The 21,387-nt window shown below is 72.9% G+C and carries 22 protein-coding genes; 5 read left to right on the top strand and 17 right to left on the bottom strand.

Features of this window, described 5'->3' with window-relative positions; translation table 11 throughout:
• Positions 1-12: 12 nt before the first annotated feature.
• The 6 genes from mnmA to HF526_RS26030 form a co-directional block, all read right to left on the bottom strand.
• The gene (gene mnmA / locus HF526_RS26055; RefSeq protein ID WP_169384205.1) at positions 13-1,092 is read right to left on the bottom strand and encodes a tRNA 2-thiouridine(34) synthase MnmA; all 1,080 of its coding nucleotides are present in this window, start codon (positions 1,090-1,092) and stop codon (positions 13-15) included.
• A gap of 4 nt (positions 1,093-1,096) precedes the next feature.
• Positions 1,097-2,326, bottom strand: a complete 1,230-nt coding sequence (locus HF526_RS26050) for a cysteine desulfurase family protein (protein WP_338051752.1) — start codon at positions 2,324-2,326, stop codon at positions 1,097-1,099.
• Positions 2,327-2,435: 109 nt separating this feature from the next.
• Positions 2,436-3,428 (bottom strand): lysophospholipid acyltransferase family protein, encoded by a 993-nt coding sequence (locus HF526_RS26045; protein ID WP_169384204.1) that lies wholly within the window; start codon positions 3,426-3,428, stop codon positions 2,436-2,438.
• A complete protein-coding gene (locus HF526_RS26040) occupies positions 3,425-4,189 on the bottom strand; it encodes a GNAT family N-acyltransferase (protein ID WP_169384203.1) in 765 nt (254 codons plus the stop codon). Before HF526_RS26040 ends, HF526_RS26045 begins: the two co-directional genes overlap by 4 nt.
• A 194-nt stretch (positions 4,190-4,383) precedes the next feature.
• A complete protein-coding gene (locus tag HF526_RS26035; RefSeq protein ID WP_169384202.1) occupies positions 4,384-5,340 on the bottom strand; it encodes an electron transfer flavoprotein subunit alpha/FixB family protein in 957 nt (318 codons plus the stop codon).
• Between the two features lie 28 nt (positions 5,341-5,368).
• Positions 5,369-6,166 carry an electron transfer flavoprotein subunit beta/FixA family protein gene (locus tag HF526_RS26030; protein ID WP_169384201.1) on the bottom strand — a complete coding sequence of 266 codons (798 nt, stop codon included), beginning with the start codon at positions 6,164-6,166 and terminating at the stop codon, positions 5,369-5,371.
• A gap of 406 nt (positions 6,167-6,572) precedes the next feature.
• Here HF526_RS26030 and HF526_RS26025 point away from each other — a divergent pair, with 406 nt between their 5' ends.
• Both HF526_RS26025 and HF526_RS26020 read left to right on the top strand, forming a co-directional pair.
• Positions 6,573-7,526, top strand: coding sequence for a DUF302 domain-containing protein (locus HF526_RS26025; protein WP_169384200.1), 954 nt, complete (start codon positions 6,573-6,575; stop codon positions 7,524-7,526).
• Positions 7,527-7,561: 35 nt separating this feature from the next.
• Positions 7,562-7,867 carry a hypothetical protein gene (locus HF526_RS26020; RefSeq protein WP_169384199.1) on the top strand — a complete coding sequence of 102 codons (306 nt, stop codon included), beginning with the start codon at positions 7,562-7,564 and terminating at the stop codon, positions 7,865-7,867.
• Here the strand turns inward: HF526_RS26020 and HF526_RS26015 are convergent.
• Positions 7,807-8,721, bottom strand: coding sequence for a hypothetical protein (locus tag HF526_RS26015; protein ID WP_169384198.1), 915 nt, complete (start codon positions 8,719-8,721; stop codon positions 7,807-7,809). The two genes, HF526_RS26020 and HF526_RS26015, sit on opposite strands and share 61 nt — an antisense overlap.
• Before the next feature lie 5 nt (positions 8,722-8,726).
• Positions 8,727-12,134 (bottom strand): amino acid adenylation domain-containing protein, encoded by a 3,408-nt coding sequence (locus HF526_RS35745; RefSeq protein ID WP_239029159.1) that lies wholly within the window; start codon positions 12,132-12,134, stop codon positions 8,727-8,729.
• Between the two features lie 344 nt (positions 12,135-12,478).
• Here HF526_RS35745 and HF526_RS36560 point away from each other — a divergent pair, with 344 nt between their 5' ends.
• The 3 genes from HF526_RS36560 to HF526_RS36555 all read left to right on the top strand — a co-directional run bounded on the left by HF526_RS36560 (position 12,479) and on the right by HF526_RS36555 (position 13,069).
• Positions 12,479-12,601 (top strand): hypothetical protein, encoded by a 123-nt coding sequence (locus HF526_RS36560; RefSeq protein ID WP_275404196.1) that lies wholly within the window; start codon positions 12,479-12,481, stop codon positions 12,599-12,601.
• Between the two features lie 88 nt (positions 12,602-12,689).
• On the top strand, positions 12,690-12,938 hold the full coding sequence (locus tag HF526_RS26000; RefSeq protein WP_169384197.1) for a hypothetical protein: 249 nt from the start codon (positions 12,690-12,692) through the stop codon (positions 12,936-12,938).
• Positions 12,935-13,069, top strand: a complete 135-nt coding sequence (locus HF526_RS36555; protein ID WP_275404195.1) for a hypothetical protein — start codon at positions 12,935-12,937, stop codon at positions 13,067-13,069. The genes HF526_RS26000 and HF526_RS36555 overlap by 4 nt, the downstream gene beginning before the upstream one ends.
• A 298-nt stretch (positions 13,070-13,367) precedes the next feature.
• Here the strand turns inward: HF526_RS36555 and HF526_RS25995 are convergent, their stop codons facing one another.
• The 9 genes from HF526_RS25995 to HF526_RS25955 form a co-directional block, all read right to left on the bottom strand.
• Complete coding sequence (locus HF526_RS25995) at positions 13,368-13,691, bottom strand: hypothetical protein (protein ID WP_169384196.1); 324 nt, start codon at positions 13,689-13,691, stop codon at positions 13,368-13,370.
• Positions 13,691-14,014: a hypothetical protein gene (locus HF526_RS25990; RefSeq protein ID WP_169384195.1), complete on the bottom strand. Its 324-nt coding sequence runs from the start codon at positions 14,012-14,014 to the stop codon at positions 13,691-13,693. Before HF526_RS25990 ends, HF526_RS25995 begins: the two co-directional genes overlap by 1 nt.
• Before the next feature lie 259 nt (positions 14,015-14,273).
• Positions 14,274-14,798, bottom strand: coding sequence for a hypothetical protein (locus HF526_RS25985; RefSeq protein WP_169384194.1), 525 nt, complete (start codon positions 14,796-14,798; stop codon positions 14,274-14,276).
• A gap of 66 nt (positions 14,799-14,864) precedes the next feature.
• Entirely contained in the window at positions 14,865-15,029 is a 165-nt protein-coding gene (locus HF526_RS25980; protein WP_169384193.1) for a hypothetical protein, read from the bottom strand.
• 201 nt (positions 15,030-15,230) lie between these two features.
• Positions 15,231-15,431 carry a hypothetical protein gene (locus HF526_RS25975; RefSeq protein ID WP_169384192.1) on the bottom strand — a complete coding sequence of 67 codons (201 nt, stop codon included), beginning with the start codon at positions 15,429-15,431 and terminating at the stop codon, positions 15,231-15,233.
• Positions 15,428-16,060 (bottom strand): hypothetical protein, encoded by a 633-nt coding sequence (locus tag HF526_RS25970; protein ID WP_169384191.1) that lies wholly within the window; start codon positions 16,058-16,060, stop codon positions 15,428-15,430. Before HF526_RS25970 ends, HF526_RS25975 begins: the two co-directional genes overlap by 4 nt.
• A 232-nt stretch (positions 16,061-16,292) precedes the next feature.
• Positions 16,293-19,598, bottom strand: a complete 3,306-nt coding sequence (locus HF526_RS25965) for an aggregation-promoting factor C-terminal-like domain-containing protein (protein WP_169384190.1) — start codon at positions 19,596-19,598, stop codon at positions 16,293-16,295.
• Positions 19,599-19,688: 90 nt separating this feature from the next.
• On the bottom strand, positions 19,689-19,895 hold the full coding sequence (locus tag HF526_RS25960) for a hypothetical protein (protein WP_169384189.1): 207 nt from the start codon (positions 19,893-19,895) through the stop codon (positions 19,689-19,691).
• Between the two features lie 816 nt (positions 19,896-20,711).
• The gene (locus HF526_RS25955) at positions 20,712-20,861 is read right to left on the bottom strand and encodes a hypothetical protein (RefSeq protein WP_169384188.1); all 150 of its coding nucleotides are present in this window, start codon (positions 20,859-20,861) and stop codon (positions 20,712-20,714) included.
• Positions 20,862-21,387: the final 526 nt, after the last annotated feature.

The following is a 21,387-nucleotide window of genomic DNA, read 5'->3' as shown; positions in this document are numbered from 1 at the left end:
GGCCCGGGTGGGTCAGCGGGTGGCGGTGATGGTGGCGCTGCCGAGGACCACGTCGCCGGCGGCGTCCGGACGGTACAGCGCCACGGCCTGGCCCGGGGCCACGCCGCGCAACGGCTCACCCAGCTCCACGCGCAGGCCGCCGTCGGCGGCCGGCCAGGCCTGCGCCGGGGCCAGCCCGCCGTGCGCCCGGACCTGCGCGACGCAGCTCAGCGGCCCGTCCGGGGCGCGGCCCGAACCCCAGACCGGGCGCTCGGCGTCGATCTCCCGGATGTCCAGCGCAGCCGCCGGGCCGACGGTCACGGTGCCGGTGGCCGGCTCGATGCCCAGCACATAGCGCGGGCGGCCGTCGGCGGCCGGGCGGGGCACGCCCAGGCCCTTGCGCTGGCCGACGGTGAAGCCGTGCACGCCGTCGTGGCGGGCGAGCTCCTCGCCGCTCTCGGCGTCGACCACCGCGCCCGGCCGGACCCCGATGCGCCCGGCCAGGAACGCCCGGGTGTCACCGGACGGGATGAAGCAGATGTCGTGGCTGTCCGGCTTGTCGGCGACCCGCAGCCCGCGTGCGGCGGCCTCGGCGCGCACCTCGCTCTTGGGGGTGTCGCCGATCGGGAACAGCGCGTGCCCGAGCTGGCGGGCGGTGAGCACCGCGAGGACGTAGGACTGGTCCTTGTCGGCGTCGACGGCGCGGCGCAGTACGCCGTCGGACAACCGGGCGTAGTGCCCGGTGCACACCGCGTCGAAGCCCAGCCCGATCGCCTTGTCCAGCAGCGCCGCGAACTTGATCTTCTCGTTGCAGCGCAGGCACGGGTTCGGGGTCTGCCCGGCGGCGTAGGCGGCCACGAAGTCGTCGACGACGGCCTCGGTGAACTGGGCCGCGAAGTCCCAGACGTAGAACGGGATGTCGAGCACGTCAGCGGCCCGGCGGGCGTCCGCGGCGTCCTCCCGCGAGCAGCACCCGCGCGATCCGGCGCGCAGCGCGGCCGGCGTCTCCGACAGCGCCAGGTGCACTCCGACGACGTCGTGCCCGGCCTCGACGGCCCGGGCCGCCGCGACCGCAGAGTCCACCCCGCCGCTCATCGCGGCCAGTACCCGCACGGGGTCAGGCCCCGTCGGTGGCGACCGGCCGCCGGGTCGCGGCGCCGTTCTGCCCGGCCCGGCGGGCCCGGTCCACGACCCCGGCGATGACCGACGCGAGCGCGTCGACGTCCTCGGCGGTCGAGGTGTGCCCCAGGGAGAACCGCAGCGAGCCACGGGCGGTGGCCTCGTCGGCGCCCATCGCGAGCAGCACGTGGCTGGGCTGCGCGACGCCGGCGGTGCAGGCCGAGCCGGTCGAGCACTCGATGCCCTGGGCGTCGAGCAGCATGAGCAGGCTGTCGCCCTCGCAGCCGGGGAACGACAGGTGCGCGTTGCCCGGCAGCCGCGAGGGGGCGTCGTCGATCGAACCGGTGCCCGGGTCGCCGTTGAGCTTCGCGTCCGGCACCGCGGCCAGCACCTTGCCGACGAGGTCGTCGCGCAGGCCGGTGAGCACCGCGGCCCGCCGCGGGGCGTCGGCGACGGCCAGCTCGACGGCCACGCCCAGCCCGACCACCGACGGCGTGTCCAGGGTCCCGGAGCGCACGTCGCGTTCCTGCCCGCCGCCGTGCAGCAGCGGGGTGAGCGCGACCTCGCGGCCCAGCAGCAGCGCACCGGCGCCGTAGGGACCGCCCAGCTTGTGCCCGGTGAGGGTGAGCGCGTCCGCGCCGGACGCGGTGAAGTCGATCGGCAGGATGCCGACGGCCTGCACCGCGTCGGTGTGCAGCGGCACGTCGAACTCGTGCGCGATCCCGGCCAGTTCGCGGATCGGGTTGACCGTGCCGACCTCGTTGTTGGCCCACATCACCGAGACCAGCGCGACCCGCTCCGGGGCGGCGGCGAGCGCCGCGCGCAGCGTCTCCGGCCGGACCCGGCCCAGCTCGTCGACCTCGAGCAGTTCGACGTCGGCGCCCTCGTGCTCGGCGAGCCACTCGGCCGACTCGAGCACCGCGTGGTGCTCGATCTCGGAGACCAGCACCCGGGCGCGGCGCGGGTCGGCCTGCCGGCGGCTCCAGAACAAGCCCTTGACGGCCAGGTTGTCGCTCTCGGTGCCCCCGGTGGTCAGCACGACCTCCGACGGCCGGGCACCGAGAGCGGCCGCGATGCGCTCGCGGGCCTCCTCCACGAGCCGGCGCGACCGGCGTCCCGAGGAATGCAGCGAGGAGGCGTTGCCGGTCCTCGACAAAGCCTCGGTCATCGCCGCCACCGCCTGCGGAAGCATCGGCGTGGTGGCGGCGTGGTCCAGATACGTACCCACGGAGCTCACTGTCCGTCCTGGTCGGTCATCGCGTGACCAGGGTAGTCGCCGACCCGCGGACCGGCTGGCCGAGTCCCTCACACCGGCCCTCGCACCGCCGCGGTCCAGCTCAGGCGGCGACTCGCGGCGCGGGCCGCACCGGTGCGGGCTGCCCCGCCGGCACCACCCCGGTCGCCGAGGCGACCGCACGCTGGGCGGCGGCGGCCAGCGCGCGTCGGTCGGCGCCCACGGCGACGATGTCCGGGAGCACGGTCAGCTCGCAGACCAGCGCGGGTAGCCGCAACACGCGGTGCAGCGAGTCCCACAGCGTCTGGTCACCGACGAACGCGCCGGTCGTGGTGGCACGCCCGCCGGGCAGCCGCAAGGTGATCGCCACCGGCCGCACCGGCGCGCCGGCGTCGATCGCGGCCTGGAACGGCGCCCGGCGGAACGGGCCCGACGCCGCGCCGCACCAGGTCGTGCCCTCGGGGAACACACCCACGGTGTCCCCGGCCCGCAGCGCGGCCGCCACGTCGGCGATCGTCGCCGGCAGCGTGCGCAGACCCGCCCGGTCGACGAACAACGCGCCGGTGCGGGCGGCGATCGCCCCGATCACCGGCCAGTCGCGCACCTCCCGCTTGGCGAGCATCCGCACCGGCTGCACGGCGCCGAGGACCAGCACGTCGATCCAGGACAAGTGGTTGGCCACGACCAGCGCGGCTCCCTGCTGCACTGTCGCGGCCCCGGTCGCCCGCAACCGCACCCCCGCGGCCAGCAGCACCCCGCGGAACACCCGGCGCAGCCACCGGGCGCGGGCCCGCCGGCCGACCAGCGGCAGCAGCGGAGCCAGTGCGGCCACCCCGAGCAGCAACCCGAGCAGCCCGGCGGTGCGCAGCCCGGTGCGCAACCGCGATGCCCGCGGCAGGTCGGCCGCCGCGGGCAGGCACTCCGGCCCGCACGGCGAGTACGGGGCCCACGCCCCGCCCGGGCGGTCGGCCACCGGCGCCGGACCGGGGTGCGGCCGGCCGTCCGGCCGCGCCGGCCACCGGTCGGCCGGCAGCGGGCCGCCGGCCAGTACGGGGGCGGCCGGGCCGCGCACCGCGCCGTCCAGGGTCGTGGTCATCGTTCGCCGCCGAGGAAGAAGCGCAGGTAGCGCTCGTCGACGTGGTCCAGGCCGAGCAGCACGTAGAAGTCGGCGACGCCGAAGTCCGGGTCGTGCGCGGGCGGGCCGCACACCCAGGCGCCGAGACGCAGGTAACCGCGCAGCAGCGGCGGCATGGCGGCGTGGCGGTGCCGGGTGGCGGCGGCCGGGTCCCACGGGTTCAGCGGCTGGACGCGGTACCGGTCCGGGGACAGGTGCCGGCTGCGCACCTGGTCCCAGACACCCGCGGCCAGCGCACCACCGTCGTCGAGTTGCACGCTCGCACAACCCGCCAGCCAGCGGTTGCCGGTGAGCAGCATGTAGCGGGCGATGCCGGCCCACACCAGGCCGACGACGGCGCCGTCGCGGTGCTCGGGATGCACGCACGAACGGCCGGTCTCCACCAGCGAGGAGCGCAGCGGGTCCAGCGTGGACACCGCGAACTCACCCTCGGCGTAGAGCCCGCCGGCGGCCTCGGCCCGCTCCGGCGGCAGCATCCGGTAGGTCCCGACGATCTCGCCGGTGCGGTCCTCGCGGACGACCAGGTGGTCGCAGAACTCGTCGAAGCGGTCGGCGTCGAGCCCGGCGATCGGGCTGTGCAGCGTCGCGCCGAGCTCCTCGGCGAAGACGCGGTGGCGCAGCCGCTGAGCGGCCCGCACCTCATCGGCGTCGGTGGTCAGCAAGAGGGAGTACCGGGACGCGGCGGCTTCCGGCGTCCGGACCAGTACCTGCGAAGAGGTCACCCCGCAGTTGGTACGGGGTCGGGGCAACGGGCGGTTGGGACGGCGACGACATACCGGTGGCAGGTCGGTGAACGGGGCCGGACGTCACCCGGGGTGCCGGCGCGGCGTCACCCGAGCGGGGGACGCAGACGCCGGTGCCCCCGGCTCGGCCGGGAAGGCCGTGCCGGGGACACCGGGGGGGTACTGCGACAGCGTCAGGACTTGCGCTTGGCGATCTCGTCCTTGAGCTGCGGGGCGACCTTGAACAGGTCTCCGACGACACCGAAGTCGGCGATCTCGAAGATCGGCGCCTCGGCGTCCTTGTTCACCGCGATGATCGTCTTCGAGGTCTGCATGCCGGCCCGGTGCTGGATCGCACCGGAGATGCCCAGCGCGACGTACAGCTGCGGCGAGACGGTCTTGCCGGTCTGCCCGACCTGGAACTGGTGCGGGTAGTAGCCCGAGTCCACCGCCGCCCGCGACGCGCCGACCGCGGCACCCAGCGAGTCGGCCAGGCCCTCGACGACCGCGAAGTCCTCGGCCGAGCCGACACCACGACCACCGGACACGACCACCGACGCCTCGGTCAGCTCCGGACGGTCCCCGCCGACGATCGGCTCCCGGCTGGTCACCGTGGCCGACCGCCCCTGCAGGGCACCGACCTGCACGCTCTCCTCGACCCCGGCCCCGTCGGCCGGCTCGATCTCCACCGAACCCGGGCGCAGCGTGATCACCGGGTGCTCGGTGTTCGCCTTGGCCTCGGCGATGTAGGCACCACCGAACACCGAGTGGGTCACCCCGACAGCGTCGCGGCCGGACACCCCGACGACGTCGCCCAGCAGCGCCGAGTTGGTGCGCACCGCGACCCGCCCGGCGATCTCCTTGCCGTCCGCGGACACCCCGATCAGCACCGCGGCCGGGTTCACCGACTCGACCAGCGACGACAGCACCGACACCTCGGGCGCCAGGAAGTCGGTCGAGTCGGTCTCCGCGACGTAGATCTTCGCCGCGCCGTGGGCCTTGAGCCCCTCGGTCAGCTTGCCCGCCGTCCCGGCCGGGCCGACCACCACCGCCGACGGCTCGCCCAGCGTGCGGGCCGCCGTCAGCAGCTCGTAGCTGCTCTTCTTGATCTCACCCTCGACGTGGTCGACGAGGACCAGCACCTCAGCCATGTCTTGTCTCCTCTTCTCGTCGGGGGGGTCAGATGAGCTTCTGCGACACCAGGAACGCGGCGATCTTCGCGCCGCCGTCGCCCTCGTCCTCGATCTTCTCGCCCGCGCTCTTCGGCGGCTTCGGCGACGAGCCCGTGACCGCGGACAACGCGTTCGCGATGCCCACCTCGGAGGCGTCGATCCCGGCGTCGGCCAGCGACAGCGTGGTCACCGGCTTCTTCTTCGCCGCCATGATCCCCTTGAACGACGGGTACCGCGGCTCGTTGATCTTCTCGCCGACCGACACCACGGCCGGCAGCTCCGCGGTCAGGTGCGTGACCCCGTCGTCGGTCTCCCGCTTCACCGTCACCGTCGACCCGTCCACGGTGACCTCCCGGGCGTGGGTCAGCGCCGGCAGCCCGAGCACGTCGGCCACCATCGCCGGCACCGCACCCGCGCGCCCGTCCGAGGCCTCGTTGCCCGACAGCACCAGGTCGAACCCCTCACCCGGAGCGCCGATCGCAGTGCTGATCACCTTGGCCAGCGCCTTCGCCGTCTGCACCGCGCACGAGCCGTGGAGCGCCTCGTCCGACAGGTGCACAGCCTTGTCGGCGCCCATCGACAGCGCCTTACGGATCGCGTCCGTGGCCCGGTCCGGGCCCATGCTCACGACGGTCACCTCGCCGCCCTGAGCCTCCTTCAACTGCAGCGCAGCCTCGACCGCACGCTCGTTGATCTCGTCGAGCACCGCGTCGGTGGCGTCCCGATCGAGTGTGTGGTCGGAGTCGGACAGCTTGCGCTCGGAGTAGGTGTCCGGCACCTGCTTGACCAGCACGACGATATTCATCGGACCTCTTCGACCTCCTGCCGGTGCGGGCGACGCCCGGTGCGGGCGTGCCGCTTTCGTCTGTCGATCCTTACCTCGCGAGCACCGGGGTCGCTACCCGACCCCCGGTACCCCGGGAGGTGTCGCGCGGCGCGGCGCCCGTATCGATGTGTCGACTCTGCCAGCCCCCGTCCGTCGAGCGGCGGGGCGGGCGGCCTCGGGAGCGATTGTTACCGGCGAGTAGCCATTCCGGTAACCCGGGGCGACGTGAGAATCGTCGCAATACCACGCCGCCACCACCAGCGTGACGACGGACACCTCCGACCGCCCGACCCCCGGCCGGGTGAGCGCACGGACAGAACTGGACACAACGGTCGAGTCGGATAGGGTTCCGGACGGCAGGAGCCCCCGAGACTCCGGAGTCCGCATGCCCGCTCCGCACCGCGCGCTGGCCACCGTGGTGGCCCTGGCCCTGGTGCTGGCCGGGTGCGGGGACCCCGGCCGGGCGCAGGGACCGCTGGCCGACGGGCAACCGAGCCTGCCCGGGCAGGCGCCCGGCACCGTCGTGCTCACCGGAACGGGTGATGCCGGCCAGGTCGTGCAGCGACTGCAGGACGCCGTCACCGCGAACTCCGGAACGGTCGCCACCGTCGTCGACCACACCGCGCAGGCGCGCGCCGCCGGCGTCGAACTCGCGGCCAGCACCCTGGTGATCGGCGGACCGCCGGCCGCGCAGGTGCCGCTGCTGCTGGCGGACCAGCGGGCCGGGGCGAACCTGCCGCAGCGCTACCTGGTCCGCCAGGAACCCGGCGGACCGGTCACCGTGACCTACAACGGCGCCACCTACATCGCCGCCGTCTCCGGGGTCACCGACGCGGCGGCACGGACAGCGCTGCGCGACACCTCCGCGGCCGTCGCCGCGCAGGCGACCGGCGATGCCTCGGACCAGATCTCCGCCCCACTGATCGGGGTGACGCCGGCGGACTTCCTGCTCACCGTGTTCGGCAGCGCCGACGTCCCGGCCACGGTGGCCCGGTTGCGCCGCGCGGCCGATGCCGGCCCGAGCCGGGTCGCCGCGTCGATCGACATGGCCGCCGGCTCGGACCGGTTCGGACCGGCGATCCGTCCGACGTCGGTGGTGTTCGTCAGCAACGCGGAGGCCGAGGCGCCGCTGCTGCGTGCCGCCCCGACGATGGGGCTGGAGCTGCCGATGCCCTACGTCGTGTGGGTGGACGACCAGGCCCGCACGCAGATCGGTCACCCCGACATCCGCAAGCTCGCGCAGCGCCACGGGATCGCACCGACCGACCCCGCCGTCACCCGTATCCTGGCCGACTCCGAGCGGCTGGCCCGGATCGCGGCCGGCCTGCAGCAACAATGATCGGCCGACGCCACCGTTGACCGGAGGAGGCGACCGTGCTGGTGACGGGCTACGACGACCGGCAGGGTTGCGGCTACGTGCTGCGCACCGGCCCACACGCCGAGCCGGGGGCGGCGGGCACGCAGACCGTCACCCACGACGGGGTGACCGTGGTGGCGACCCCCGAGCTCGCTGCGATGCTCCGCGACGCGCTCGCCCACCGACCGGTGGCGCTGCTCGGCTGGTCGGGCCCACAGGTGCCGCTGACCCTGCAGGACCACACGGTGCTCGGCTGGCTGCGCTACACCGTCGGCGGCGTGATCACCGTTGACGGGGGCCCCGACCCGGCGTCCGGGGCGTGAGCGCGCCACCGCGCGTGCCGGGACGCGGTCCGCAGGGTCGCCACCGCGACGACCGTCGCGCCCGCGAACAGCCACAGCGTCCACGTGCGCAGGTTGCCGGCCAGCACTCCGTAGACGGCGCCGGCGGCGCCGAGGCCCGCCGGCTCGACGTGGGCGAGCACCGACGCGCGGGCCATCGGCAACGCGATCAGCACCAGCACTGCGAGCACCGACGCCGTCACCGCCCAGGTACGCACCGTGCACAGCGGGCGCCGGGACAGCACGAGGGCGCCGGCCAAGGTTGCGATCATGAGCAGGCCGGTCCACAACCAGAGCACCTGCAGCACCTCGAACGCCGTGTAGAGCTGCGGCGCGTCCTGGGGGGTCAGCACGACCACCCCGATGTCGTCCGGCAGCAGGTCGAGCAGGTGGGCGACGGGCCCGATGGGGTTCTGCGCCGAGGCGGCCGACATGACCTGCGCGAGGCTGAGCGTCACCGGCCGGCCGCTCGCCAGCTGGGCCTGCGCCGAGGCGAGGGCCGCGGTGGGAAACGCATCGGAGGCCGGCACGGATCGCACGCCCTCGCCGAGCATCGACCGGACGCCGCCCTCGATCGCGGGCCGGAAGCTCTGCAACTCGGGCGGCAGCAGCGCCGCCGCCCCTTCACCTGCGTGCCGGACGACAGGGTTCACGACCGTGTCTCTCACCCGGGACCCGACCCAGGCCCGCACCGCAGGCTCGGCGAGCACCATCCGCGCCCCGGAGACGAAGCCCTCGGTGTCGGCGACGTATCGGTGGGCCCATAGCGCCGTGCTGGTCAGCACCAGGCACACGGCGCTGATGACGGTCAGCAGGCTGACGACGAAACGGCGCATGAATGTCACTCCTTCCGGTGCTGCTCGGCAGTGGCGAGGAGGCCGGAGCCGGGCGGCGGCGGCTCACCGCCGGGGCGGCGCCGCAGCGGGTCGCAGCGTCGCAGCAGCACACCGACCAGCACGATCAGCGCCATCGTGAAGCCGCCGAGGACCACGGCATCGGCCACCCACGTCGTCGCGTCGTGCTGCCAGAGACGGTCCGTACTCCACGTCGGGACGTGGCCGACGTCGATCGTGATCGCGCCCATCGCGAAGGCCCAGCGGGCCGGCACCAGCCAGGCCAGCTGCTGCAGCCCGACTCGGCCGTCGATGGGGAACAGCCCGCCGCACAGGACGAACTGCAGCATGACCAGGAGCACGAGCAGCGGCATGCCCCGGTCGGAGTTGCTGATCGCCGCTGAGATGGCGAGCCCGAGCACCATGGACGCACCCGCCACCGCGACGACGGCGATCCCGACCTCGAGCGTCCCCGAGCCGAGCAGCACCGGGCCGTCCGGACCGGTCCTGCCCACCGTGGCCAGAGCCGCGAAGATCGTCGCCTGCACGGCGGCCAGCACCCCGAGCACAGTGAGCTTGGCCGCGAGGTAGGCGCCCCTGGACAGCCCGACGGCACGTTCGCGTTGGTAGATGGAGCGTTCCTTGACCAGCTCACGGATCGAACTCGCCGTCCCCATCAGGGCACCGCTCACGATGAGCACGAGCAGGAACTGCACCGTCTTGTAGTTCCCGGCGTGGGTGGACAGTCCGTCCGGGCTCGGCACGGCGCGTGCCAGCACGCTCAGCGTGACCGGCAGGAGCGCGAGGAAGAGCAGGTACGCCCGGTCCGCCAGGATGACGTCCACGGTGCGCCGCGACAGCACCCGGAACTGGGTCAGTGCCGACGCGCTGCCCGGCGCCGGCCGTGCGCGCGAGGGCGGCTCGGCCCGGCTGAGCTCGGCATCGGCGGTCCGAGGGCGGACGGTGGCGCGGAAGCTGTCGGACCAGTCCACCGACGGCTCGTTCTCCAGCAGCAGGAAGACCTCGGCGAAGTCGGCGACACCGAAATGGTCCAGGGCGCGGTCCGGGGGCCCGTCGTATGCGAGCCTGCCTCCGGGCGCGAGGATGAGCAGCCGGTCGCAGACATCCAGGTTCAGCACGCTGTGGGTGACGACCACGACCGTCCGCCCGCCGTCGGCGAGGGTGCGCAGGTTGTGCATGACCTGCTTGTCCAGCCCCGGGTCGAGTCCCGAGGTCGGTTCGTCGAGGAACAGCAGCGACGGCCGGGTCAGCAGTTCGAGCGCTGCGCTCGTCCGCTTCCGCTGGCCGCCGGAGAGGGTGTCGATGCGCTGCTGGGCGTGCGCGGTCAGCCCGAGCTCGTCCAGGACCTCGCAGATCCGGCGCTCCCTGGCCGCGGCCGGCACGTCCGGCGGGAACCGCAGCCGGGCCGCGTGCGACAGCGCCCGGTGCACCGTGAGCTGTGGGTGCAGGATGTCGTCCTGCGGTACCAGCCCGATGCGCCGGCGCAGCTCGTCGTAGTTGCCGTAGAAGTCCTGGCCGCCGTAACGCACCCCGCCGGAGTCGGCCGGCTGCGTCCCGGCCAGTGCCTTGAGCAGGGTGGACTTCCCCGAGCCGCTGGGCCCGAGCACGGCCAGCAGGCCCCGCCCCTGCAGCCGGAACCCGACGGAGTCCAGCAGCCGCCGCCCATCGCGGACCACGACGAGATCACGTGCCTCGATGTCGACCCCGCCGGACCCGGGCCAATCGCGGTCGTCCGCGACGGGGGCGCTCCCCCGACGCGACCGCCCGGCGGCGGGAGCGGGCAGGTTCCGGCGATCCACCTTGTTCTCGGTGGTCATCGGGATGGCCTCGAGGTGCTCGAGGTAGGCCGGAACCGCGTGGGCGGGCAACCGCTCGCGCAGCCGGGCGTAGACGGCGTCGTGGCGCAGCCTCGGGTGGCCGGCGCGCAGGCTGTAGTAACCGACCAGCTCCAGGGTGCCGGGCTCGGGCGAGTGGGTGCCGACGACGGCCTGGGCGACTCCGGGAACCTGCCCCAGCACCGACTCGATCGCGGCCGGCTGGACGGGGTGGCCGCGGATCTCGACCTGCAGGTCGATGCGGCCCAGGTACTCGATCTCGCCGTCGGCGTTGACCCGGCCCAGGTCGCCGGTGCGGTGGATGCGCCGCGACGTGTTGCCGGAGATGCCCAGGAAATCCGGGATGAAGGCCTTCTCGGTGAGGCCGTCGCAGTTGAGGTAGCCGGTGACCAGCCCGATCCCGGCGATCCCGATCTCGCCGGCCTCGCCCGGGGGCAGCGCGCGCTGCGGGTGCTGCGGATCCAGGATCACCGTGGCGTAGGTGGGCAGCGGCACCCCGATGGTGACCGGGTGGTCCGGGTGCAGCTCGGTCCAGGTCGCGGTCACGGTGGCCTCGGTCGGGCCGTACACGTTGAGGAAGCGGCGACCGGGCCTGTGCCAGCGCGCGACCAGGCCCTGCGGGCAGGCCTCCCCGGAGACCAGGAGGAACCGCAGGTCGGGCAGGTCGTCGTCGATCGTGGCGAGCAGCGTCGGCACGCAGCACATCGCGGTCACCCGCCGCTCGGACAGGAACGCGTGCAGTCCCGGTCCCCGCAGGCTCGTCCCGGCCGGCTTCGGCACCAGGGTGGCGCCGACGAACCAGGGCACCCAGATCTCCTGGGCGGAGACGCCGAACGCGATGGTCATGCCCTGGTACATCCGGTCGCGGGCGCGCAGCCCGTAGACCTCGGCGGCGACCCGGACGCCGTTGCAGATGCCGGCGTGGGCGACGGCGACGCCCTTGGGCCGGCCGGTCGTGCCCGAGGTGTAGATCAGGTAGGCCAGGTCCTCGACCGGGACGCCGCGCTCGGCGTCGGTCAGGCGGGAGGAGTCCTGCGCGGCGATCACCTCGGCGAGCTGGTCGACATGGCACACCTCGGCGAGCGCGCCGAGGCCCGCGACGCGGTCGCGGAACTCGGTCAGCGACAGCACCAGGTGCACCCCGGCGTCGCCGAGGATGTAGCCGATGCGGTCGGGCGGGAAGCCCGGGTCCAGCGGCACGTAGGCAGCGTTGATCTTCAGCACGGCCAGCATCGCGACGTAGGCGGGCACCGCCGGGTCGAACAGCAGCGCGATCCGGTCGCCCGGACGGGCACCGCGCCCGAGCAGGTACCGGGCCAGCCGGTTCGCGCGCTCGTCCAGCTCGGGATAGGTCAGCGTGACGTCGCCGGCATCGACGGCGAGGCGCCCGGCCCGGCCGTAGTCCCGGATCCAGTCGCAGCGCTCCTCGAACAGGTGGTCCAGGTGCTCGCCGTGCCGGGCCCGCACACCCTGGGGGAAGTCCGTGGCGACGAGGATGGGGGCGTCGGACGGGCCGGACTCGAAGCCCGGGATCTGCTCGGGGGCCTGCAACGTCGTCAACGGTGTCTCCTCGACTCACGGCCGCTGCCATCGATGCGTCAGGAGGCTGCCAACGCCACCGGCGGGGATCGATGGTGTGCCCACCCGCGGGCGTGGAGCGGGCCCCCCGATCTGTGGTGGGGCTGTCCCCCGGGGCACGGCGGCGGCGAGGCACGCGCCGCACCGCGCGACGGCCCAGCCGTGGATCTCCGGTTCTCGTCTGAGAGGGTCCCGGGCGTGAGATCCCACTCCGCCGCGAGGTCGTGCTCGTCGACGCGCTGCCCCTTTCCGGCTCCGCCCGGCGCACAGGGTGTCGCCGGCGGTGACCGCTGTACCGAGTCCGCCGGCGGCAGGCGGCCGGGGCGATGACCGCGATCGACGCCGGTGAGCAGAGTCGTCTCCCGCTCACCGGGGAGCGGACGGTGCCGGGCATCCCGGAGGAGAACTACTGGCTCTCCATGGCGGCCACGGTGTGCGTGACCAGGTAAGACCTGGTCACGGCCGAGCGTAGAGGCCGTAGTTCTCGTGGCAAATCGGGCCGGCCCTAGCGGCCGGCCCCGCACCACGGGGAGCCCCATGCGCGTCATCGCCCGACCCGACCCAACCGACCGCTCCGGGCGCCGCTCGCGGCGCCGGCTGATCATCGCTCTCGCGCTCGTCGCGGCGCTGGCCGTCGGCGTGCTCGTGCTCGTCCTGGGTGGCGGCCAGGACTGCGTCACCGTCGATCACCCAGGCACGACGTACACGCTCGCGGACGGCAGCGCGGGCGGTGGCGCCCGCAACTCTGCGGGCGGGTTCGCGGACTCCCCGGCGGTGTGCCGGTGAGGTACGCGCTGGTCGTCACCGAGGCCCGAGAGATCGAAATCGAGATCGGCCCGGCGTTCACCGACGACGACGTGGATACCGTCGTCGCGGCCGTCGAGGCGGCCCGTGAGGTGCTGCTCACCGAGGCCTGATCGACCCGGGAACGACAAAAGGGGCCCCCGCCTGAGCGGGGGCCCCTCGTCTGTGTCCGACTGTCTCCGGGCCGCTCAGCGGCCTCTGAGAGCGCTCAGGCGCGCGTCGTAGATCGCCCGGCGCTCCGGACTGATCAGCCCGTCACGGGCGTGCCCAGCGGCCCAGGCAGCCCGCGCGTCACGCCACTCAGTGCGTGACCGCCAGTGCTTGGGGTCGTAGTCCTGTAGCTCAGCAGGGGCCTCTTCCTTGGTGGTGTCGTGCAGCTCAACGGGCAACGGCGTCTCCTCGGGGAGGGAACTACAGGAACGGGCCGCGGCCGTCGAGCAGCCACGCCCGGAACGCGGCCACCGCGACGTCGTGGCCGTCCTCGTCCAGAGCGGCGCCGTGCGCCGCCAGGGACTCGGCTTCGGCAGCGCAACGGGCCCGCCAGTCAAGCTCGTCGTGCGCGGCGAACCACTCGCGGCGAGCCTCGACCAGGAAGGCGGCCCGCTCGCGCACCGCCCGGTCTGGGTCGAACCTCGGTGCCCGCGGATAAGTGGAGACGCGGTGCTCCAGCACGCAAAACAACGGCATCATCTCGCCCCCGGCGGCCGGCTCCGGCCGGCGGCGACGCAGCACCATCAGTCGATCCCTCGGTGCCCCAGGGGCGGGCCTTGGGCCCTGCGGGCGCGTGCAGCGGCGTGAGATGCCCGCTGCTGCGGCTTGGTGACGGCCGGGGTGCCGTCCTCGTCCTCGATCCCCAGGGCGGTGGCGAGCCGCACCAGGATCGCGCGGGCGGCGTTCGCAGCGGCGAACGCGCCGGACAGTTTGACCTGACCCTGGCTGCCGGTCTCGGTCGGCGACGCGGCGATGATCGCCGACAGCGCGTCGAGCTCGTCGAGCGTGCGCGCGTACTCGACCATCAACGTCCTTTCGGTGGCGTTGGGGTCGAACTCCGCAACCATCGCATCCCACCACGCCCGGCCTCGTGGGCCGAGCGGAACGGGCGGATCCTCGTTACTCACTGTGACACCCCTCCCGGGGACATGGTCAAAAACGGACTGTGCGGTGCGTGCGACTCCTCGGAGCGCTCCCCGGCGGTCTCGATGAAGATCCACAGGGGGGTACCCCCCGGGGGTAGAGGGTGACGTGATCGTCGAGCATGCACAGAGCGTGACATCGGGGCGCAGCCTCGATGTCACGTCGGTCCCTGGGGCTCCTTGGCTAGGGCCAGTACTCGGTGGTGCCGCCGAATGCCGGCGTCGAGCGGAACAGCCCGAGGAGCACCTCCTTGCCCACCGCTCGCCGCCGAGGAGTCCAGCGACCGTCGACCTCCCGCGGCTGGCCCGGATCGCTGCCTCCACCTGCCCCACCGATCCTGCGGCCGCCGCTGGAGGGAGGAGGCAGAGGATTACCCCGCTCGGGCGCCTGGGCATAGTCGTACGGCTGGCCATGCGGGACTTGCTTGCCCATCTGCTCCACGATGAGAGGTGCGGCGATACCGACCGCGACCGCACCGACACTGCCGGCGATCTGGCCAGCCTGTCCGAGAGCAACGGCGAGGCCAGCCCCAAGGCCGAGCCGCAGCACGGCGCTGACAAGCAGCGCAGGCAGCGAGACCTCTCCGTACTCAAGCCACGGCAGGTTCTTCGTCCGCTTGATCGCGCCGATGACCTGCAGGATCTCGACGGCCACGCCGCCGAACGCACCCCAGAGAGCAAACTCCCACAGCGCCAGCGCTTGATCCACGAACATGATGTCACGTCAAGTGGTCGATTCGTTACTGCGAGCTGTTCCCCCGCCACCGCCCGACGGTCACCGGTTGTGGTTCATGGCCGAGGCGAGCACCTCGGCCGGGTCGACCTGTCCACCCTCGGACCACTGTCGGTCCATCGCCGCCACGACCAGCGCCGCGGTGACCGCGCTGTGGTCACCGGACTCGATCGCGAGGCGGAGGAGATCGTCGGCGGAGTGGGCCATCAGTCCCCGCCCCCGTTCCAGCCGAGCGGCACCGGCTGTGGCGTTGCGCCGACGGTGAGGCAGTGCTGACGCCCGAGGGTGTTCGCCAGCTGCACGATCGTGATCTCGCGCCATCCGCACCGGCACCGGAGCTGGCACTGGCCGTAGCCCCCGTGGTGGAGGCGCGGACCGTTCAGCACCGGGACGGCCCACACGTAGTGGTCAGCCATCGCCCTTGGCCGGCTTCATGTGCGGGTGCGCGGCCCGGTACTCCTCGCTCTGCTCGGCCCAGGGGGCGATGTAACCGTTCGTCGTGATCTTCGGGCGGTGCGCACCGCCCTTGCGGGACTTCTCGGCGATCGCCTCGGCGATCGCGCGCATGCGCTGCGTCGTGTTCATCGTGCTGTAGTCGGGCGTGCTCATCGGTCGGTCTCCTCGGTGAGGGCAGCGCGGGCGGCGTTGCGGATGGCGTCGCCGACCAGCGCGAGGTGGTGGGGGTCGCGCAACCCGGCGGCCCCGTGCCCGCCGAGCTCGGGCAGGACGTCAATGAAGTGGGCCGTCGCCCGGTTGCGGTCGAGCGGGCGGCCGGCGAGCCAGTCGAACACCGCACGGTCGCGCTTCTCCTGATCGACAGCCTCGGCCAGCTGCTCGGCCTGCTTCTCGATCTTGGTGCGGACGGCGGTCCGGCGCTTGGCCTCGGACTCCTCGAGCGCGGCGCGCGCGTTGTAACACGCGGTGCTCAGGTCGGCGACCACGGCGGCGAGTGCGGCCCGCTGGGCCTCGGCCTCGCGCTTGGCCTGATCGCGACCCTCGGCGAGCTCGGGCACCGCGGTCGGGGGAGGGATCGGCTTGCCGGCACGGGCAGCCGCGGTGGCGGCGTCCCGGTCGGCCTTCTCGGCCTCGAGGTCGTGGCGCTGGTCGGCGAGGTCGTCCACCCGGCGGCGGGCGGCGTTGGCCCGCTCGGCGATCTTGTCACGTTCGGCGATCAGCTCGGTGAGCTCGCCGGGGATCTTGTCCGCCGGGGGTCGTGCGTGCGGGGCGTAGCGGTCCATCTGTGTTCCCTCTCGTGACCGGCAGCGGTGTTGCTGCCGGTGGCATAGGGCCGGACCCCGGTCGACACGCGGAGGGAGGGACGCGGTCAACCGGAGCCCGGCTGGGCCGGCCCCCGCGCTGCAAGGCGGCCAAAAGCAGGGGGGCCGGGGTCTCACCCGCAGCGCCAGAGGCGCGCGGTCGGTCGGTGGTCAGGCGGCGCCGGGGAGCCGTGAACGGGCGCCACAGAGGCGCTCAGAAGCCTGCAGACCTGGCGGCGAACTCCATCTGCTGCATGAGCAGGTGGAAGTCGACCGTCTCGCGGATCGTGTTCTCCGCGTTCGGCATGATGTTGATCGTCTTGCCGAGATCGCCGTCACGGATCGCACCCCGGATGGCCGAACGCATGGCCTCGGCCACGTTGGCAGTGCCACCGCTCACCGGCCGGGGCCGGCTGATCACGTCGACCAGGCGCTCAAACGCCGCTGTCTGGCGCGGACTCAGCACGCGCTCCGGGGCGAGCGTGGCCTTGGCCATGACGCCGCGGCCGTCAGCGATACCACCGGCGTCATACCAGTTGTTCCGCAGGTGGAATGCCAGCGCACCGGACGGCGAGCCGTAGCGGTTCCGGATGTAGCCCAGGCCCCACTCGGCCTGGCCAGCCGGAGTCGGCTCGACCGGGCCGTGAATCGAGGTCATCTTCTGAAACAGGCCCCGGGCGCTCGAGCGCGGGTTCGCCGCGTTCGGGTTCCAGCTCGATTCCTTTTGGATCAGCCGGGACAGGGCGGCCCACTCGGGGCCGCTGCCCCAGCCGTAGCGACTGGCGACGGCCTGCACCTGGGCGACCGCCGGGCCGGCGCCGGCTGGGGCGCCACCAGCGGCGGCCGAGGCGACGCCGGACCGCATCTGTGCGGCGAACCGCTTCGCGACCCGATCGGTCAACTCGCGGTCGAGGTCGGTGACCATCTGCGGGAACCGATCGGACCCGTAGACCCCGCCCGCGGCGAACGCCTGCGAGCCGGCCGCACGGCGGACACCGGACACGCCGCCGCTGCGGGCAGCCGCGTTCATCCGGTCGATGTACCCGCGGCCCATCGCCGCGGTGTACTCGGGGCGCATGATTGCCTCGCCGCCGGACAGATGCAGCGTCCCGGCGGGGCCGGCGAACGTGTGCACGTCCCGGCCCGGGGTGAAGCCGGGCAGGATGCCACCGTCCGCGTGGCTGATCCCGGGTGACTGGAACGTGCCGCCCGCAGAGTTGCGGGCGCCACCACCGACGGTGCCATCGCCGAGGATGTACGTGCCGGCGGACCATTCGCCGCTGGCGCGGACCTTAATGTCCTTCAACAGCGGAAGCTGATTCAGCTTTTCGATCAGCGCCGCGGTGTTCTCGCGCTCGCGCACGGCATCGTCGGTGACGATCCGAACGGTGCGACCGTCCGGCAATTTCCGGACCGTGGAATCAAAACCCTGGGTCTTGACGTCCGCATTCCACGCGGCCAATTCCGAGTCGCTCATCTGCGCGGCCATCTCGATGATGGCCGGCGATGCCTGGCCGTAGATGCCGCTGGCCAGGCCGAGCAGCGTGTTCGTGTGGCTGAATGCGGCCAGACGGGACTGGTCCGCGGCCGAGGCATTGACCAGGTTCGCCTCGCTCAGCTTGTCCGAGGCGGCGATCACCGCGAGGTCGGCTTGCTCGAGCGCGAGGTTGGCGTCCCGCGCTTCGCGGGAGCCGGCCCCGTGCTTCTTGGTAGCCTCGGTGGCCCGGTCCTGCGCCTCCTCGCGGCTGAGCAGCGCCTGGCGGAGGCCGAGGTCGGCCGAGGCCGCGGCGAGCTGTTCGTCCTGCAGGTCGCGCAGCGCGCCGGCCTGGTCGCGGGTGGCGTCGGCGGTCCGGCGACGGGCGTCCTCTTCCTCGTTCGTGAGGTCAGTCAGGCGCCGATGCGCGTCAGCGGCCTCTACCGATCCTGCGCCGAACTCGTCGACCGCGTCATTGAAATCGGCCTGCGCGACCGTGGCACGCGCCGACGCCTGCTGCAGCGGCGGCAATTCCGCGATGTTCTTCTCCAGTTCGGCGCGGAACTCCTCCATCGAAATCTTGCCGTCATCCCAGGGGGTCTGCCATCGCCAAAACGAAGAGTTGTGTTCATCGACCTTCTGGCGGAGCTGTTCGATTGACATCGACCCGCTGAGCAGCGCGTCCGACCAGCCGTCGATATCGGCGGTTCCCGCCTCCACGGCGAGGCCGAGGCCGACGATCGCGGCACCGACGACCGGGATGGATCGGCCGATCTTGTCCAGCGCGCCGGCCGCGCGGCCGGCGGTGGTGGCCATCTTTCCCCCGCCCTCGGCGACGTTGCCGAGGGTGGTCGCCAGACGCGAGTGGCGGACCGCGTCGCTGGTCCGTAGCGCGAGGTTGATCGCACCGATCGCCGAGGCCGCACCGAGCAGGGTTGTTCCGAGGCCGGGGATCGAGACGATCGCGGACAGCCCGTCGGCGAGCCCGCGGAGGACGGTGAGCGTCGGTCCAGCGAGCGGGGCGGCGGCCGTCGCGACCTCGCCCAGGGTGCCGGCGAGCGCGCCGAGGGTGCTCATCACCTGCGGCCCGGTCTCCCGGACCCACTGGATGAACTCCCGGAAGCCCTCGGTAGAGCCGACCGTGGTCCCCCACTGGGCGAACCGCGCGGTGAGGGACTCGAGCCCGGAGATCATGTCGCGGGCCAGCGGCGAGAACGCCATCTGCATCCCGGCGAAACCCTCGATCAGATTGCCGATCGAGTGGCCGAACCCGGAGATGATCGGGCCCGCCTCCTGGGCCAGAAAGTTGACGTACGAACGCCAGAACGGGGCGTCCAGCGCGTCGCCCGCCTCGGCGGCGAGCTTGCCCAGGGCACCGGCAGTCTTGCCGACCAGGTTCTCCACCTGGGGCAGCACGCCCAACAGGCCTTCCAAGCCCTGCTGCAGGCCCGGCAGCATGTTGGCCTGCGCGATGTCGCGGAGCCTGCGCAGCGCGGGCCGCATCTCCCCATCGACGAACAGCGCGAAGTGCCGGCCGGCGAGCGTGAGGTTCTGGAGAGCCTCACGGGCCTTCCGGAGGTTGCCCTCACTCGGGTCCTGGGCCGCGGCGTCGAGCGCCTTAAGCGCATCCCCGACGCCGGACAGGGCGGCCACTCCGACGCCAGCGGCCACGGCGACGGTCCCGACCGTGGCGCCCAGCCCGCCCAATGCGCCGACGGCTACACCCGCGGCGCCGATCGCAGCAGGGCCCAGAGCGGAGATCGAGTTGGCCAAGATCGAGATATCGCGGCTGGACTGTCGGACGTCGACACTGACGCGGGACTTGTAGTGCTTCCCGTCCAGCCCCTCGGCGGCGCGGCGAACGCCGTCCACCTCGGCGCTGGCCTCGGCCGCGCCGTCGACGGTCACCCGCGCGCGGATGTTCTTCCCGTCCACGCGCTCGGTCTTCCGAGCCAGGTCGTCAACCTGGTCGGCGGCCTTATTGACCGCGGTCTGAAATGCTCGAGTATCGGCCTCGAGCCGAACTGAAACGCGCCTGTCGGCCACGGGTCAGGCTCCCTCTTTGATCAAACGTGGTGGGCCCGCTTGCCGGCCGGCCTGACCTCCGGCGCGACAGCGGGCGGGTAGCGGGGTGTCTCAGGAAGCGCGGCGCGGCGCCCGGGGGCCGCCGGCGTGCTGGGCCGCCGCGGGTCGGCGGAGCGACGCGACGATCAGCGCATCGGGCCCGATCGGGTCACGGTCACCGAGGCCGGTGAGCCGGCGCGCCTCGGCGCGCGAGAGGCACAGCGCGTCGGCGACCTCGCCGAGCGGGGCCGCGGTGTTGTCCTCGAGGACAGCGGGCAAGCGGAGCCAGCGGCGTTCACACGATGGCCCGCACGTCGGCGTCCTGGGGACGTCGGCGCACTCGAACGCGCGCCAGCAGGACTCGCAGCGCCACAGACGGCCGGTGGTCACTGGTCGTCGCCCGTCAGGCTGGCGAGCTGGCGGCTTAGGTGGGCGACCCGACGGCACCTCGGCGAGCAGTAGATCGACGCATTGCTCCGGGGCTCGTAGGTCTGGCCGCAGCCCCCGCACTCGCGCGGGCTGATACGGAAGCGGCGTGCCTCGGGCACGCGCGAGGGCGTCGTCATCGGGTGCTCCAGGAATGGGAGAGGTGGGCGCGGTCGCCGGGCGTGCGGTGTCTGCGGTTCGCGCGGGCGCGTGAGCGCCTGGGTGAGGTGAAAGAACCCGGCGTCCCGGGCGCCTCAGAGGGCGCCGTCCGCCCGGCCGCCAGTGCGGCCGGCGCGAGTCAGGCCGGGGTGTGAGATCCACCAGGGGCGATCGCCACCGGGCCATGGGGTGCCCGGTTCCTCCCGGGCGCCAGCGCGCCCGGCGAGAGTGATAGTGAGGTGGAGAACCGCGTCGATCGAAGATCGCGCGGCGAGCACACGGCCTCCGGCCGGTGCGCGAGAGATTCCCTGCTGGCCGGGGTTGCCCACTCGGCCCATCGGTTCGGCGAGCCGGTCCGCGATGTGAGTCGCGGAACGCGGAAGCCCCGGGGTCACCCGGGGCGGCAGGGAAGCAGCGGAGCTATCCGCAAGACCCTTCTATCTTACCATGACAGACTGACGATTCGACACTTTTGGCGGTTGACGCACCGCCGGTCACGTAGTACCAGAGCTACGACGCCTGGGCCTCCTGCCAGAAATCCGCCCGGCCGAGGACTAGAGCGGTTCGGAACGATCCGACCTGCCGGGCGGTCGGCCCGTCGATCACCAGGGTGTGGTCCGCGCCGCGGACGTGGTCCGGGCGCATGATCGTCTTCGGCACCGGGTGCTCAGAACGGTGGACCCACCGGATCTCACCGGTGTCCCAATAACGGGTCACTCCGATATACCCGCGGTTATCGACTCCAGGGACAATGGGATAGCTCCCATTCATGCCACAGCCCCAATCTGCCACGGTGCACACCCCGGGGCCCACACGGTGCAGGACATCACGCGTTCTCCGTATTGCCCGTTCCGGTAGCGATCCATGTATTCGTAGCTCCCGATGACCGGGACGAAAAGGTCCCGGTCGAACGAATCACCATGGGGGTGCGCGTACTCGCAACCATCCCGATCCCACGCGACCAGGGGAACCGGCGGGCGCGGGGGAGCCGGTGGTTGTCCGGCTCGCGCTGGCTCGCCTGCGCCCGGCTCCGCCGGCCGGGCGCCCGGAAAGATCGCCTGGGTGGACCGGGTGGAGGCGGCCGTCCCAAGACGGCCGGCGCCGTTGCCTGGGTGGTTCGGGTGGATGGGAGCGGCGCCCCCCACGGCGTCGCGACCGTCGTCGTTGTAATCGCTAGCCGGTACCG

It is taken from the genome of Pseudonocardia acidicola (genome assembly GCF_012911935.1).
In the GTDB taxonomy this organism is placed as follows: domain Bacteria; phylum Actinomycetota; class Actinomycetes; order Mycobacteriales; family Pseudonocardiaceae; genus Pseudonocardia; species Pseudonocardia acidicola.
This window is presented reverse-complemented; position numbering and strand designations above follow the sequence as displayed.